This is a genomic window from Mucilaginibacter sp. 14171R-50 (assembly GCF_010093045.1).
In the GTDB taxonomy this organism is placed as follows: domain Bacteria; phylum Bacteroidota; class Bacteroidia; order Sphingobacteriales; family Sphingobacteriaceae; genus Mucilaginibacter.
Window position 1 is genome coordinate 648,811 of the sequence record NZ_CP048115.1, and the last position, 13,596, is coordinate 662,406.

At 44.5% G+C, this 13,596-nt stretch carries 12 protein-coding genes; all 12 read right to left on the bottom strand.

Translation table 11 applies throughout. The features are described 5' to 3' along the window. Nucleotides 1-19: 19 nt before the first annotated feature. The 12 genes from ruvA to GWR56_RS03075 all read right to left on the bottom strand — a co-directional run bounded on the left by ruvA (nucleotide 20) and on the right by GWR56_RS03075 (nucleotide 13,577). Nucleotides 20-604 (bottom strand): Holliday junction branch migration protein RuvA, encoded by a 585-nt coding sequence (gene ruvA / locus GWR56_RS03020; RefSeq protein ID WP_162429691.1) that lies wholly within the window; start codon nucleotides 602-604, stop codon nucleotides 20-22. Between the two features lie 2 nt (nucleotides 605-606). Continuing rightward, nucleotides 607-2,916, bottom strand: coding sequence for an NADP-dependent malic enzyme (locus GWR56_RS03025; RefSeq protein ID WP_162429692.1), 2,310 nt, complete (start codon nucleotides 2,914-2,916; stop codon nucleotides 607-609). A 153-nt stretch (nucleotides 2,917-3,069) separates the two neighbouring features. Continuing rightward, complete coding sequence (locus tag GWR56_RS03030; protein WP_162429693.1) at nucleotides 3,070-4,308, bottom strand: lytic transglycosylase domain-containing protein; 1,239 nt, start codon at nucleotides 4,306-4,308, stop codon at nucleotides 3,070-3,072. Between the two features lie 53 nt (nucleotides 4,309-4,361). Then, on the bottom strand, nucleotides 4,362-5,786 hold the full coding sequence (gene gatA, locus GWR56_RS03035; RefSeq protein ID WP_162429694.1) for an Asp-tRNA(Asn)/Glu-tRNA(Gln) amidotransferase subunit GatA: 1,425 nt from the start codon (nucleotides 5,784-5,786) through the stop codon (nucleotides 4,362-4,364). 101 nt (nucleotides 5,787-5,887) lie between these two features. Then, complete coding sequence (gene tatA, locus GWR56_RS03040; RefSeq protein WP_162429695.1) at nucleotides 5,888-6,073, bottom strand: twin-arginine translocase TatA/TatE family subunit; 186 nt, start codon at nucleotides 6,071-6,073, stop codon at nucleotides 5,888-5,890. Between the two features lie 36 nt (nucleotides 6,074-6,109). Beyond that, nucleotides 6,110-6,598: a twin-arginine translocase TatA/TatE family subunit gene (locus GWR56_RS03045; protein WP_162429696.1), complete on the bottom strand. Its 489-nt coding sequence runs from the start codon at nucleotides 6,596-6,598 to the stop codon at nucleotides 6,110-6,112. A gap of 54 nt (nucleotides 6,599-6,652) precedes the next feature. After that, a complete protein-coding gene (locus GWR56_RS03050; RefSeq protein ID WP_162429697.1) occupies nucleotides 6,653-7,948 on the bottom strand; it encodes a murein hydrolase activator EnvC in 1,296 nt (431 codons plus the stop codon). A gap of 16 nt (nucleotides 7,949-7,964) precedes the next feature. Beyond that, nucleotides 7,965-8,765, bottom strand: coding sequence for a DUF4292 domain-containing protein (locus GWR56_RS03055; RefSeq protein WP_162429698.1), 801 nt, complete (start codon nucleotides 8,763-8,765; stop codon nucleotides 7,965-7,967). Continuing rightward, nucleotides 8,743-10,473, bottom strand: coding sequence for a tetratricopeptide repeat protein (locus GWR56_RS03060; protein WP_162429699.1), 1,731 nt, complete (start codon nucleotides 10,471-10,473; stop codon nucleotides 8,743-8,745). Before GWR56_RS03060 ends, GWR56_RS03055 begins: the two co-directional genes overlap by 23 nt. A gap of 14 nt (nucleotides 10,474-10,487) precedes the next feature. Then, entirely contained in the window at nucleotides 10,488-11,993 is a 1,506-nt protein-coding gene (locus GWR56_RS03065; RefSeq protein ID WP_162429700.1) for a lipopolysaccharide biosynthesis protein, read from the bottom strand. A gap of 17 nt (nucleotides 11,994-12,010) precedes the next feature. Then, nucleotides 12,011-12,292 carry an acylphosphatase gene (locus GWR56_RS03070; protein ID WP_370463811.1) on the bottom strand — a complete coding sequence of 94 codons (282 nt, stop codon included), beginning with the start codon at nucleotides 12,290-12,292 and terminating at the stop codon, nucleotides 12,011-12,013. A 112-nt stretch (nucleotides 12,293-12,404) separates the two neighbouring features. Further along, nucleotides 12,405-13,577, bottom strand: a complete 1,173-nt coding sequence (locus GWR56_RS03075; protein ID WP_162429701.1) for an amidohydrolase family protein — start codon at nucleotides 13,575-13,577, stop codon at nucleotides 12,405-12,407. Nucleotides 13,578-13,596 lie beyond the last annotated feature (19 nt).

A 13,596-nucleotide genomic window follows, 5' to 3' on the forward strand; every position in this document is an offset into this window, starting at 1 on the left:
ATAAATTATTGCAAAGTAATTATAAGCTTTTTAGCGCAGATTTAATCAATTGTTCAACAGTTAAAACACTGCTGCTTTTACTTATTTCCTGCTCTAATACTTTTTCTGCAACGTTACGAACAAATCCAAGCATTACAAGGGCAGAAAGGGCTTCATCTTTTGCCGTTTTTAACCCTGGCATAACCGTTAAAGTGTCAGGTCCTTCTTTTTTAAGCTTGTCCTGCAGTTCTAAAATTACCCGCTGGGCCGATTTTGGGCCAATGCCCTTTATACGCTGTATAGCCGCTACATTACCCTGCACAATAGCCGCTTGTATTTCGGCCGGGGTTATGGAAGAGAGCATCATGCGGCCGGTATTAGGCCCGATGCCCGATATGGATATCAGGTGCATAAACAGCCTGCGTTCGCCTTCGGTGGCAAAGCCATACAATGTATGCGCATCTTCTTTTACATGTAGCCATATAAACAACTTGCAGCGCTCCTCGGCAGGCAATTGCGAGTAGGTATTTAATGAGATATTAATGTGATAGCCAACCCCTCCGGCATCAATCACCACATGCGCGGCGCCTTTAAACACCAGTTTACCATCAATGTAATCGTACATACTTATTTGGTTTTACCGGTTTTTGACGGCTTTCTGTTACTTTCGGCGCATTTTACCTGGGCGTCAATTACAGCTATGGTAACCATATTAACAATTTCGCGTACCGAACTACCCAGTTGCAGTACGTGCACGGGTTTTTTCATACCCAGCAGTATCGGGCCAACAGCCTCGGCACCGCCAATTTCCTGTAACAACTTGTAGGCTATGTTACCCGATGCCAATCCCGGGAATATTAATGTGTTGGCAGGTTTACCACTTAAAGTAGAGAAGGGAAAGTTATCAGCCAACAGCGAAGAGTTCAGCGCAAAGTTTGCCTGCATTTCCCCGTCAACAATCATTTCGGGGTACTTTTCGTGAAGTATGCGCACGGTTTCCCGTGTTTTTTCAGGGATCTCGCCCTCATTTGAGCCAAAGTTTGAGTAAGATAATATACCTATGCGGGGTTTTATATTGAACTGTGCAACCGATCGTTCCATCAACACGGTAATATCTACCAGTTCCTGCGCGGTAGGGTTAATATTTACGGTTGTATCGCCAAAAAAAACAGGGCCTTTCTCGGTTATCATCAGGTACATACCTGCAACACGGTTTACGCCCGCTTCGGTACCTATTATCTGTAAGGCCGGTTTAATTGTTGTAGCGTAATCCTTTGTCAAGCCCGATATCAGGGCGTCAGCCTCACCAAAATGAACCATACACGCACCGTAATAGTTACGGTCTATCATCATTTTTTTGGCTTCGAACAGGGTAACCCCCTTACGCTGGCGCTTATTAAACAGGAACTGCGCAAACTCAAGCGAGCGTTCGGTTTTTATTTTAGGATCGATGATCTGCACATCGCCCAGGTCAAGCTCATTCTCGCGCATTATTTCGCGTATCTTATCGGCGTTGCCTAACAGTATCGGTGTTGCAATACCCTCGTCTTTAACTATCTGCGCTGCTCGCAATATTTTGTAGGTATCTGCTTCGGCAAACACAACGCGTTTGGGGTTTTGCTTGGCTTTGTTGGTTACATCGCGCAGTATTTTATTGTTATTGCCTAATCGGGATAATAACTCCTCGTTATAAGCATCCCAGTCGGTAATGGTTTTACGCGCCACGCCCGACTCGATGGCTGCTTTAGCAACTGCCGCAGAAACTTCGGTAATTAAGCGCTGGTCCATTGGTTTGGGGATGATGTAATCGCGGCCAAACTTAAGGTTGGTGATGCCGTAAGCCAGGTTAACGGCTTCGGGTACTGGCTTTTTAGCCATTTCGGCTATGGCCTTTACCGCCGCTATCTTCATTTCTTCGTTTATGGCCGTAGCCCTTACATCCAGCGCGCCGCGAAAAATGTACGGGAAGCCCAATACGTTGTTCACCTGGTTAGGAAAATCCGACCGGCCGGTTGCCATAATGATATCCTTGCGGGCGGCATGGCCCAGGTCATATGAAATTTCGGGCTCGGGGTTAGCCATTGCAAACACAATAGGGTTTTTAGCCATACTAACCAGCATAGCCGGTGTAACCACATTACCTGCCGACAAGCCTACAAACACATCTGCGTTCTTCATAGCATCGGCCAGGGTAGTAATATCTTTGCGCTGCGTGGCAAACTGCATGCGCATCTCGTCGAGGTCGGTGCGATCGGGGGTGAGCAGGCCGTTGATATCAAACATCACCAGGTTCTCTTTTTTAACCCCCAGCGACAAGTACATTTTCGTGCAGGATACGGCAGCCGCGCCGGCGCCGTTCACTACCATTTTTATTTTATCGAGCCTTTTACCCTGAATCTCGCAGGCGTTCATTAATGCCGCGCCTGATATAATGGCCGTACCGTGCTGATCATCGTGCATTACGGGTATCTTCATTTCGGCCTTTAGCCTGCGTTCTATCTCAAAGCAGGTTGGTGCCGATATATCTTCAAGGTTTATACCCCCAAAAGTTGGCTCAAGCGCCTTTACGATATTTACAAATTCATCAACTGTTTTGGCGTTTATCTCCAGGTCAAATACATCGATATCAGCATATATCTTAAATAATAAACCCTTCCCTTCCATCACGGGCTTACTGGCTTCGGGGCCAATATTACCCAGGCCAAGTACAGCAGTACCATTACTTATAACGGCCACCAGGTTACCTTTGGCGGTGTATTTATACACGTCTTCAACATTATCGGCAATACGCAGGCAGGGCTCGGCAACCCCCGGCGAATAGGCTAAAGTAAGGTCGCGCTGAGAATTGGTAGGTTTCGTTGGTACTACCTGTATTTTTCCAGGGCGGCCTTTTGCGTGATAATTAAGGGCTTCCTGTTTACGATTGGGTTTATTCATGGTCTCAAAATTCAAGCGCTCAAAATTACAATTACTTTTCGAGATGTGCAGACGTACGAATTTCAGATGTGCAGATTTTTATGAATACCGGGTTCCCTGAAACATGCATGGCGTTATCTGCTCTTTGTGCGCCCTTGAACCTGCACTCCTAAATTACCCTTGTCCTATGTTAACCGTTAAACCAGGCATTAGCGGCAAAGTTGTATTAGAGCCTAACGACTTGTTCCACCGCATCAGGTCTTCAACCTTTACGCCATACTGGCTGGCAATGCCCGAAAGTGTTTCGCCTCTTTTTGTAGTATGGGTAGTTGGTGTAACCAATTTACCGGCAACCATTACCTGTTGAACAGGCATAGCCGGTTTTACCGGCTCGGGCGGCGGGGCAATGGCTATATACTGTATCGGCCTGAGTACCGGGATGGGTGCACTGATATCTGCGATGGCTTTTCGTAAAATAGCGGCGCGGTCGTTTTCAATTTTGGGGATAACAATTTTGCGCGGTACAGCGGCGGTGCCATTAACAAGCTGCTGGCGATACGAGGGGTTTAGCGTACAAATATCTTTTAAAGGCATGCCTAAGGCCTGCGCCACCCGGTTAAGTGAAACAAACTTATTTACCATAACGGTATCGGTAACAATAGCGAGGTTGCCGGTTTGAGGTACTATGTAATGATACTTGTGATACTTCATTACATAGTTTATGGCGATAAACGCGGGCACATATCCGCGTGTTTCGGCAGGCAGCAGTTCGCGTATCGACCAAAAATCGTGCGTGCCGGTTTGTTCAAGCGCATGTAATACATTGCTTTTGCCACAATTGTATGATGCAATGGCCAGCAGCCAGTCGCCAAATTGCTGATAGGCATCTTTAAGATAGGCGGCGGCAGCGTTGCTGGCTTGCACCGGGTCGCGGCGCTCGTCAACATAATCGGTCATACTTAAGCCGTATATCTTGGCCGTTTCTGACATAAACTGCCATGGCCCGGCTGCACCCACTCTTGAAATTGCATTCGGGTTAAGCGCCGACTCTACTATCGAAAGGTACTTAATTTCATCGGGGATCCCGGCCTCTTTAAACGCCTTTTCATAAATGGGAAAGTAATATCTCGAAAGCCCCATCATACGGCCCATCTCGTCCTTGCGCCGGGTGTAATTATCTATATACGCCTGCACATAGCCGTTATAATCTAAAGGCACCTCCTGTTGAACAGAGTCGAGGCGGCGTTTGAAGATGTTATTCTGGTAAACTGATACCGGCGTTTGTACTGCTGGCAGCAATACGTTGGTATCTTGCTGAACAATTTCGGCCATACAGGGGGCCGGTTCCACGTTATCTGCTTTAACTATTTGTAGGGATAATACACAAATAATAAAAGTAAACAGTCTCTTCATAATTAGGGCAATTCTCAAAAACTTCGACGATTATTTACTAATATATTAAATAATTATAGCTGCATGAAATAGTCTGAAAAATTAAGCAGCGCTTGCTCGTCGAAACTTTTAGTTAATAATTGTAACCCTAACGGCAAACCCTTACTGTTATTGCCCGCCGGGAGCGAAATTGCAGGCATCCCTGCCAGCGAAGCCTGCACCGTAAAAATATCGTACAGGTAAGTTACCACCGGGTCCTTTTCTTTAAGGCCCAGGGCAAATGCGGGTTCAGGAGCGGTAGGGGTTAATATAAAATCAAAATTATTTAAAAGCCTGTTTGTTTCATTTTGGATGAGCCGGCGCACTTTTTGCGCTTTAGCATAGTAAGCATCGTAATACCCCGCGCTCAAAACGAAAGTTCCCAGCATGATACGACGCTTTACTTCTTTACCAAAACCTTCGGACCGCGAAAGTTTATAGGTCGATTCCAGGTCGGTAGCGTTGGGACTGCGGTAGCCGTAATGTACCCCATCGTAACGGGCAAGGTTTGATGATGCCTCGGCCATAGCAAGGATGTAATAAGTGGGCACCAGGTAATCCAGTAATTCAAAAGAGATGGGCGTTACCGTATGGCCATCGGCCCGGAGTTTTTCGATATAATGGGTTAGCGTGGCTTTTACATCGGCGTTTACGCCAGGGCTTGATAATGCTTCCTGCAGGTAGGCGATCTTTTTTTTGCCGGTTTCCTTTTTCAGGCTTCCTGACTCCGGAACAGGCATTTGAGATACCGTACTGTCGTGTTCATCAGCACCGGCCAAAACCTCTAATAATAAGGCGGCATCGGCAACAGAGCGCGTCAGCGGACCCACCTGATCAAAAGATGAGGCGTAGCTGATAATACCATGCCTTGATATGCGGCCATAGGTCGGTTTTAGCCCAATTACCCCGCAAAACGATGCGGGCTGCCTTACCGAACCGCCCGTATCGGTACCGATTGCCGCGTGGCACATGCCTGCCTGCACTGCAACCGCCGAGCCGCCCGACGAGCCGCCGGATACGTGAGCTTCATCAGCGTAGTTTTTTACCGGGCCAAAAAAAGAATTTTCGTTTGCCGCGCCCATCGCAAATTCGTCACAATTGCAGCGGCCGATTATAATGGCATCTTCGGCCAGCAAGCGTTCTACTACCGTTGATGAATATATTGAGGTAAAATCTTTTAAAATTTTTGATGACGCGGTAACCTTATGCCCTTTGTAGCAGATATTATCCTTTATGGCAATTACCATCCCTGCAAGCTTACCGGCGGTGCCGTTTGCTATGCGTAAATCAATATTTTTTGCAGAGATCAGGGCCTCATCCTCAAAAACTTCGTTAAAAACATTTAGATGCGCTTTTGCCTTTATCTGCTGCAGGTAGCCTGTTACCAGGCTTTCAGCTGTGATCTCCCCACTTTTTAACCCGCTCTTAATTTCCGAATAAGAGGTGTAGTTTTTAGCCATGGGCCTAAAATAAAAAACTTATCCGTTGAAGCATAACTATTTCAACAGATAAGTTTATACGGTAAAACAGCGGTTATGCTGTACAAGAAAGGTGCAGAAAATTAAACCTTGGTTTTATCTTCTGTAGTAGTTGTGTTTGCGGTATTGGTTTCGCCGTTTTGCGCGTCTTTAAACTCTTTTACGCCGCGGCCCAAACCCTTCATTAGTTCGGGTATTTTTTTACCACCGAACATAATTAATATCGCAATAATGATCAGAATGATTTCTGGTGCGCCTAATCCACCCATGATTTTTAAGTTTTATGTATGTTAATATTTTTGTTATTATTTATATTCTTCTTCTGTAGTTTTATTAACCGGCTCTTCGGCTTTGGTTAAATCGATACTGCTGTTAGCGCTACCGGTAACAGGGTGTTTCAATTCCTCGGGCTGGTGTTCAAAAGCAGCATCCTTCGCTACTTCACCGTCAACAACAGGTGCTGTATCCTCAATTGCATCAGTACCTACAGCATGGCCTTCAAATGCGGGCAAAGTGCCGGCAACGGGCTCGTAAGTATACCCTGCAGGTTCGTTTTCGTCTGTAACTTCAGGTTCGGCTTTCTTTTCTACTTTTTTATCCTCGTAATTATTTATCTGATTGTTTATCTCGCGCTTAACATCTTCAGATGCATCTTTAAAATCGCGGATACCCTTCCCTAACCCACGCGCAAGTTCGGGAAGCTTATTGCCGCCAAAAAGCATGAGTGCCGCGAATAATATCAAGATCATTTCGCCGCTGCCTATATTCAAAAATAAAAAGACTGAATTTAACATCTGTATTAAATTAAGGTTACAAATATACACAATTTGAATAGTATATGTTTAAAATCAATTTGGTGCCAGCCATAGCCTCGGGTCAACAAAGGTTGTACCTTTCGACAATGTAAATATGGTTGTGGCATCACCCGTTGCCGGATCAAGCGCTACGGTACCAATGGTTTGCTTAGTGCTTACCTTTTGGCCTTTAGATACGTTTACCGTTTTAAGGTTTTGATAGGCCGTAAAGTACTCGCCGTGATTTATCACCACCAAAAAGCTGCCGCTGATATCCATTACCGTTTTTACTTCGCCTTCAAAAACAGCCCTAACCGGCGCACCGGTATTGGTTCTTATTTCGTACCCGGTATTATCGTTCCGGATGCCCTCGGCATCGGTATAAGTGCCAAAGCCATGTACCAGCTGGCCTGTTGCAACCGGCCACGGTAAACGGCCTTTGTTGCCCAAAAAGTCGTTAGACAGTTTGGCGGCTTCGGGCGTAGAGTTCAATATCTCACTGTTAGACGATTTGCTCGTTATCGCTTTTTTTGTAGGGGCAGCCACCTCACGGTTTTCTGCTTTGGCTTTCGCCGCCGCTATCCTGGCCCGTTCCCTTTCTTCAGCCTCGGCCTTGCGCTTTGCTTCTTCTACTTCACGCCTGATTGCATTTAAAATTTCCTGCTTATTACGCGCTAATCTTTTCTGAACGTCCCTTTGCAGCCTTTTTAACTCGCCCTGGTGTTTAGACAGGTTTGAAATAACCTTTACCTGGTTGTTTTTTGCCTTGCCTAACTCCTGTTTCTCCTTTTCCTGGCTTTGCAGCAGGTCGCTCTTTTGTTTTTTATCCTTATCCAGTTCAACTATCTTAATGTGCAGGTCTTTTTGGGTACCTTGTATGTAGCCGGCCTGCCGCTCGCGGTAAGCGCCAAACTGTTGTAAATACTTTAAACGCCGGTATGCCTGGTTAAAGTCTTTCGCGGCAAAAATAAACATCAGTTTATTATAAGCGCTTTGGTTGCGGTAGGCAAAAAGCACCATGCCGGCGTAATCCTTTTTAAGCTGATCTAACTGGGTTTGTAAGTTATGTACGGTATTATTGCTCTCAGAGATCTGATTATCTAAATTTCTTACCTCGGCGTTGATGTTGGTTATCTTTTCTTCGCGCAGGTTTATTTGCGCTTTTAATATATTAAGCTGTTTTAACGATACCCTTTTATTGTTTTTTGTTTCGTCGTACTCCCGGTTCAGTTGCTCAAGTTCATCGTTTAATTTATCTCGCCTGCGTTTAAGTTCGGCGCTGGTTTGTGCAAAAACCCCCGAAGTTGCAAGCATTAGGAAAATAAATAATGCAGCTTTAAAAAATTTCATTCACCAAAAATATAATTTAATTAGCAGGTTCGTAACTTTTTGGAATACTAAAAGGATATTCAAGCGGCTTATCAAACTCGGCCTGGGCATAACGCAGGTTGGCCTGAATCTTTTTATCGCCCGCGGTAGACAAAATATCTATTTGTGAAGGGATAACACGGTTATCGGCTTGTATAAAAACGCTGTTGGCTACTTGTAACGATTGCCTGGCCACCTGGTTCGACAGATTTGTTTGAGTAACTTTCATGTCGGGCCCCAGCAAAAGCTTATAAATAATATCCTGCAAGTTGCCGCTAAGTACCGTATTGGCACCTTCCATTTTAAAATCCGCATCGCTGTTTACCATTTCCGGAATAGCGTTACCAACCAACAATGCCTGCAGTGTTTTGAAGTTAACCTGCTTGCTGGCATAGGTGTAAACATAGCTAAACGGCTTTTTTAAATAAACACTTTGCAGCCGGTTAACAACTATAATACTATCGGGTGTTATTTGCGCGCGGGCAACCTCTATCCCAACAATGGCTGTTATAGATATCCATATCTTTTGATCGCGTGCAATGCGGATGTTCAATGTAACATCGTTATCGTTACCGTTAATATCAAGTTTGGTTTTTGCCTTACCCGAAAAGGTATTAAAAGTAACCTGTTTAGACCGGATAGCAGCCAGCCTGGCGCGCAGGCTATTTTCCTCGTTAACAGCCGCGGAGTCGACCATGGTTGTGGGCCTGTTAACAACAACCAGTTTTTTAGACTTGCAGGCCACTAAAGCCACAAGGCAAAAAACCATTGCCATTTTATTCAAAATATTTTTTCTCATTTATTTTCCTTTCTAAAACCGGCGACCTGCCTCCCTGTGTTTTTGCCTTTATCCAGTTTTGTACGGCTGCATCCTTATCGCCTGATAAAAACAAGATGTCGCCGTAATGCTCAGTTTTCACGGCGCTGTTCCCTTTATCATGTAAGAGCGATTTTTCAATCCAAAGTTTAGCCTCGGGGTATTTTTTCTGTTTAAAAAGTATCCACGCGTAGGTATCTTCAAACGATGCGGTGTTGGGTTGCAGATCGTTGCTGTGTTTTGACATTTGCGCCGCGCTTTCTAAACGCTCATTTCTTAACGACAAATAGTAGGCATAATTGTTCAGGGTAAACGCATTATCCGGACTAATGGCTATGGCCTTTTCGTAAGCATTATCTGATGCCGCATTATCAGCTAAAGAGTGGTAACAATCGCCAAGGGCCGAATAGGCCTGTGTTAACAGCTCCTTATCCTGTGTTTCTAAGGATACCGCGTTATTTAGATAACTTATCGCTTTTTTATAATCGCGCTTTTGCTGCCAGGCAATCCCCACCATATAATTCATCCATGCCTGGTTCGGAAAAAACGACAGCGAGTTTTCGCCATCTTTTATAGCAGCATCCAGGTCATTTTCGCTGAGGTCTATCCGCACCAATTGCTCCTGCACACTATACGCCTGATTGTTTAGCATAAGTGCTTTTTGATAAGCAGTTTTTGCTTCGGGCACCTTTTCGCTTTGCAGCAGCATATCACCGTACATGGCAAAGGCCCGGCTATCGGCAGGATGGGCCTTAGTTAATATACGGCTTAGTTCAAGCGCGCTCGCCCTTGCATTCGGCTCGGGAAATTTTGGCACATAGCCCAGTAATATTCTGATCTTTTGCTCAATATCCACGTCCGGGATGGCAAAGGCGGCTTCTAATTCATCAAAGCTTGCTTCGGCATTGTTTTGCGCGCGATACATATCGGCAAGCGCTAAATGTATCATTCCGTTTTGAGGGGCAATAGCCTTTGCTTTTTGCAATATGGCAATAGCTTTATCATTCAGGTTATTGGCGCTATAAACTTCGGCCAGCATCAGGTAATAACGAACCTGCGTTGGGTTGGCTGCTATCAACTCATCCAATACCGATGCAGCCTTTTTTACATTGCCTTGCCTGATGTAAATTTTCTGGCGGTTTTCCAGTATGTCGTCACTTGCGCCTGCAAGCTCTTCAACTTTATCATACATTGTTAAGGCCGCGTCGTACTTTTTTTGCAGTGATAAAGCATTGGCCTCGCCATAATAATAATCGGGCTTACCGGGATTAATACGTATAAGTTGGTTAAAAACGTTCTCCAGCTTGCTAATGTCATTCGTTTTTTCGTAGCTGCCCGCAAGCGCTATCCAGTACCATTCGTTGTTGGGATTAACCGTTACCGCGCGCTCTAATAAAGCCTGTGCAGCCTGGTTGTTGTTACGAGACTTCTCCAGGTTGGCCAGCTCAAACATGGTAGCATCGTTAGCAGGGTCTATTTGCAGTACCCGGTTAAAAATATCGAACGCCAGTTTGGGGTTGTCAACAGTTTTTTCGCGCAGCGCCGAAAAAAAAAGTTGCTTTACCATGGCGCTGTCGGCAGCCGTCATGGGCTTACCGGCAACCGCTATAGCGGCATTACCCGTTCTGCTTTGCGCAAAACCGGCAAAGGTAATTCCGATAAACAATATTACTGCTGCCGCTGACTTCATGCTGATGGTGTGCGTTATTTTTTGCTAAATATAGCTTTAAGTTCAGTTCGCTCGGCGTATAAAGTACCTAAACCGAACAGTATAAGCAACCCGTTGCCAATAAATATATTACGTTTAAATACGCTGAACGATATATAAACGAGTACGATGGAGATAATAATATAACCCAAATTCTTTTTGAGATGATACGGGATGGGATAATGTTTTTGACCCCATAAATAAGACATAACCATCATACTGGCATAAGCGGCCAGGGATATCCACGCCGATGCGATATATCCGTATGATGGGATAAAGATAACGTTGAGTACGATGGTGACCATTGCCCCAATGCCGGATATATACAGGCCATACTTGGTTTGGTCGGTTAGTTTATACCATACCGATAGGTTCATGTATATACCCAAACTAACGTAACCGAACAGTAACACCGGTATAACACCTATACCCGACCAGTAAATTTGCGTTTGCGCTGCATCTTTACCCTTTATAAAATACTTTAACAGTTCAATATTGGCCACCAGTGCAACAAAAATCAAGCATACCGCAATGATAAAGTAGTTCATTATACGGGCGTAGGTTTGGGTGGCGTTTTTATTTTTAGCATGACTAAAAAAGAAGGGTTCTGCGCCAAGCCTAAAGGCATTTACAAAAATACTGAGGAAGATGGATATTTTGGCGCAGGCAGTGTATATGCCTACCTGTATGGCACTAACCTTTTCGGGCAGCAGGTTGCCAAGTAATATCTTATCTAAATTTTCATTTACAAGGTACGAAAAGTTGGCCACCAGTACCGGCCAGCTATACAGGAGCATCTCGGCAAACAACGCCCTACTAAACTTCGGCTGAAGTTTCATGAACTCGGGCAGCAGCATTATTAAAGTTGCCGAGCTTGCAATTAAGTTTGAAAGGAACACATAGCCCACCCAGGTTTTTTTGAACCAGCCGCTCATCCAGGTGCCGCCGGGTAAACCATGATTGATGATAAAGGGCACCAGGTAAATAAACACCAGGTTTAAACTTACAAAAATAACAATGTTGATAAACTTAAGTAAGCCATAGCGCCCCGGCCTGCCATCGGCACGCAGCTTGGCAAACGGGATAATGCATAACGCATCAATGATAAGTGTACCAATAAAAAACTTAATGTACAGGATATAATCGGGCAGCGGCGTAGCATCACCTATCCTTATCCAGTTAGTTATAGTAGCGGCAAACGGAAAAGTGCACAGGAAGAATATAACCGAAACCGTAAGGATAGCTCCAAATGTATTATTATAAACCAGTTGTTTGTCATCCGAGCGCTTGTTCAGATACCTGAAAAAGGTGGTTTCCATGCCAAAGGCCAAAAGCGCATTAAGCATAGATGCATAAGCATAAAGATTACCAAATACACCATATATTTTAGCCGGGTAAGTGCGTGTGTAAATGGGTGTTAAGAAAAAATTAAGAACACGGCCCGCAATGGTACTTAGGCCATATAGCGCTGTTTGCCCGGCAAATTTTTTAGCTGTTGACAATTAAGAAAGTATAAGGGTTACAAACTCTTTTTTACAACCTCAAAATTACGATAGTTTTTTAATTCGCCCTCACGAGTTTCAACGCCTGTGACTACTGCATGCTCGGCACCTTCTTGGCACCACTCCAAAAACATTTCCATTAGCACATCTTCTGCTTCGGCCGATATGAATACGTCACCGTTTGGCTCGTTCTTTACAAAGCCGCGTACACCAAGCTGGTCAGCCACGGCTTTTGCGCCCGCCCTGAAAAATACACCCTGCACTTTCCCTTTAACCGTTATATCCAGATGTTTTATCATTAATTTGAGAATTAATTAATTTGATGATTAGAAAGGTCCTTTCTAATCCTTCCAAATTACATGGTTATTATCTGAAATAAAAAATGCGTTTTCAAATAATCCCGTGCTCAAATTAAACCAGTTTTTTAACCTTGCTATCGGGTGTCAACTTCAATCCGTTCATCCCGGTTATGAGGTTAAGTCCGGGTGTTTTACCGGCTTCAAGAGTTCCTTTTTCGTCGTCGATACCCAGGAAACGGGCGCCGTTAATGGTTGCCCACTCCAAAAGCGTATCGATACTTAACGATGGAAAGTGTTGCTGCAGGGTTTGCATTTCGCTTAAAATACAAAGCTTGCTGTTTGATGCAAGGCTATCGGTACCTAAAGTGATATTAAAGCCCTGGTTTACAAAAAGCTCGATCTTAGGCAGTCTTTTTTCTATGTAAAGATTGGCGTTGGGGCAAAAGCACCAGGTTATCTTACGGTCGAACCGCTTGATAAAGTAAATGTCTTTTAAGTTGGTGCACGTATTATGCACCATCAGTATCTTTTGCCTGTTTGTTAAAAGCGGGATGATGGATTGCAAAGAGTTACGCGCCTGCGGGCGAAAGTACCCGATATCGATCCCCATGTGTTTATATAGATCTATAAAGCCGCCCAGCTTGTACCGGTAAAATTTATTTTCGTCTTCGCATTCCTGGTTATGTATGCTTAGCAGGTTAGTACCGGTATCGCAGTGTTTTTTGATCAGCTTAAATAATTCTTTCGAAACTGAGTAAGGGGCGTGCGCGGTTATTGATGTTGGCAACGGCTTGAACTCTTCGGCTGTTTCAAGCGCCTTTTCAAATAAACTGTCGGCGCTTTCGGGCAAAAAACCCAATATCTCGATAAAAGTATGGTAGTACAGTTTACTTTTGGCCTTTATTGAGGCGGTAAGGCTGTTGTTTGAAATGTCGCCAACGGCTACTATGCCGTTATCATACATTTCCTGGTCGGCCGCCTGCGCAGCGTCAAGTATATCGGCTGTTTCGGCGCCCCTGGATGATAATATATCCTTTATAAAACTGATCAGTCCGCCGCCGGCGGCTATCACATCTTTCATATGCGATAGTTCGGTATGGCAATGAGTGTTTATAAACCCCGGTACTATTATACCGCTAACGTGTTCAATGGGAGGGTGTGATGTTTGGAGGTGTTTTTCGTCGGTAACAGAAAGTATCTTTCCATTATCATCCACGGTTATAATTCCATTCTTTATCGGATCGGCACAAATAGGATAAACGTAATCGGCTTTAAAACTTTTCATTAAATATAACTTAGCATCA

What these genes read in the sequence shown, in the direction of transcription:
- GWR56_RS03030 (WP_162429693.1), bottom strand. Translation starts at nt 4,308, where the DNA reads ATGAAGAGACTGTTTACTTTTATTATTTGTGTATTATCCCTACAAATA.
- GWR56_RS03050 (WP_162429697.1), bottom strand. Translation starts at nt 7,948, where the DNA reads ATGAAATTTTTTAAAGCTGCATTATTTATTTTCCTAATGCTTGCAACT.
- GWR56_RS03060 (WP_162429699.1), bottom strand. Translation starts at nt 10,473, where the DNA reads ATGAAGTCAGCGGCAGCAGTAATATTGTTTATCGGAATTACCTTTGCC.
- GWR56_RS03075 (WP_162429701.1), bottom strand. Translation starts at nt 13,577, where the DNA reads ATGAAAAGTTTTAAAGCCGATTACGTTTATCCTATTTGTGCCGATCCG.
- GWR56_RS03045 (WP_162429696.1), bottom strand. Translation starts at nt 6,598, where the DNA reads ATGTTAAATTCAGTCTTTTTATTTTTGAATATAGGCAGCGGCGAAATG.
- GWR56_RS03055 (WP_162429698.1), bottom strand. Translation starts at nt 8,765, where the DNA reads ATGAGAAAAAATATTTTGAATAAAATGGCAATGGTTTTTTGCCTTGTG.
- ruvA (WP_162429691.1), bottom strand. Translation starts at nt 604, where the DNA reads ATGTACGATTACATTGATGGTAAACTGGTGTTTAAAGGCGCCGCGCAT.
- GWR56_RS03025 (WP_162429692.1), bottom strand. Translation starts at nt 2,916, where the DNA reads ATGAATAAACCCAATCGTAAACAGGAAGCCCTTAATTATCACGCAAAA.
- gatA (WP_162429694.1), bottom strand. Translation starts at nt 5,786, where the DNA reads ATGGCTAAAAACTACACCTCTTATTCGGAAATTAAGAGCGGGTTAAAA.
- tatA (WP_162429695.1), bottom strand. Translation starts at nt 6,073, where the DNA reads ATGGGTGGATTAGGCGCACCAGAAATCATTCTGATCATTATTGCGATA.
- GWR56_RS03070 (WP_370463811.1), bottom strand. Translation starts at nt 12,292, where the DNA reads ATGATAAAACATCTGGATATAACGGTTAAAGGGAAAGTGCAGGGTGTA.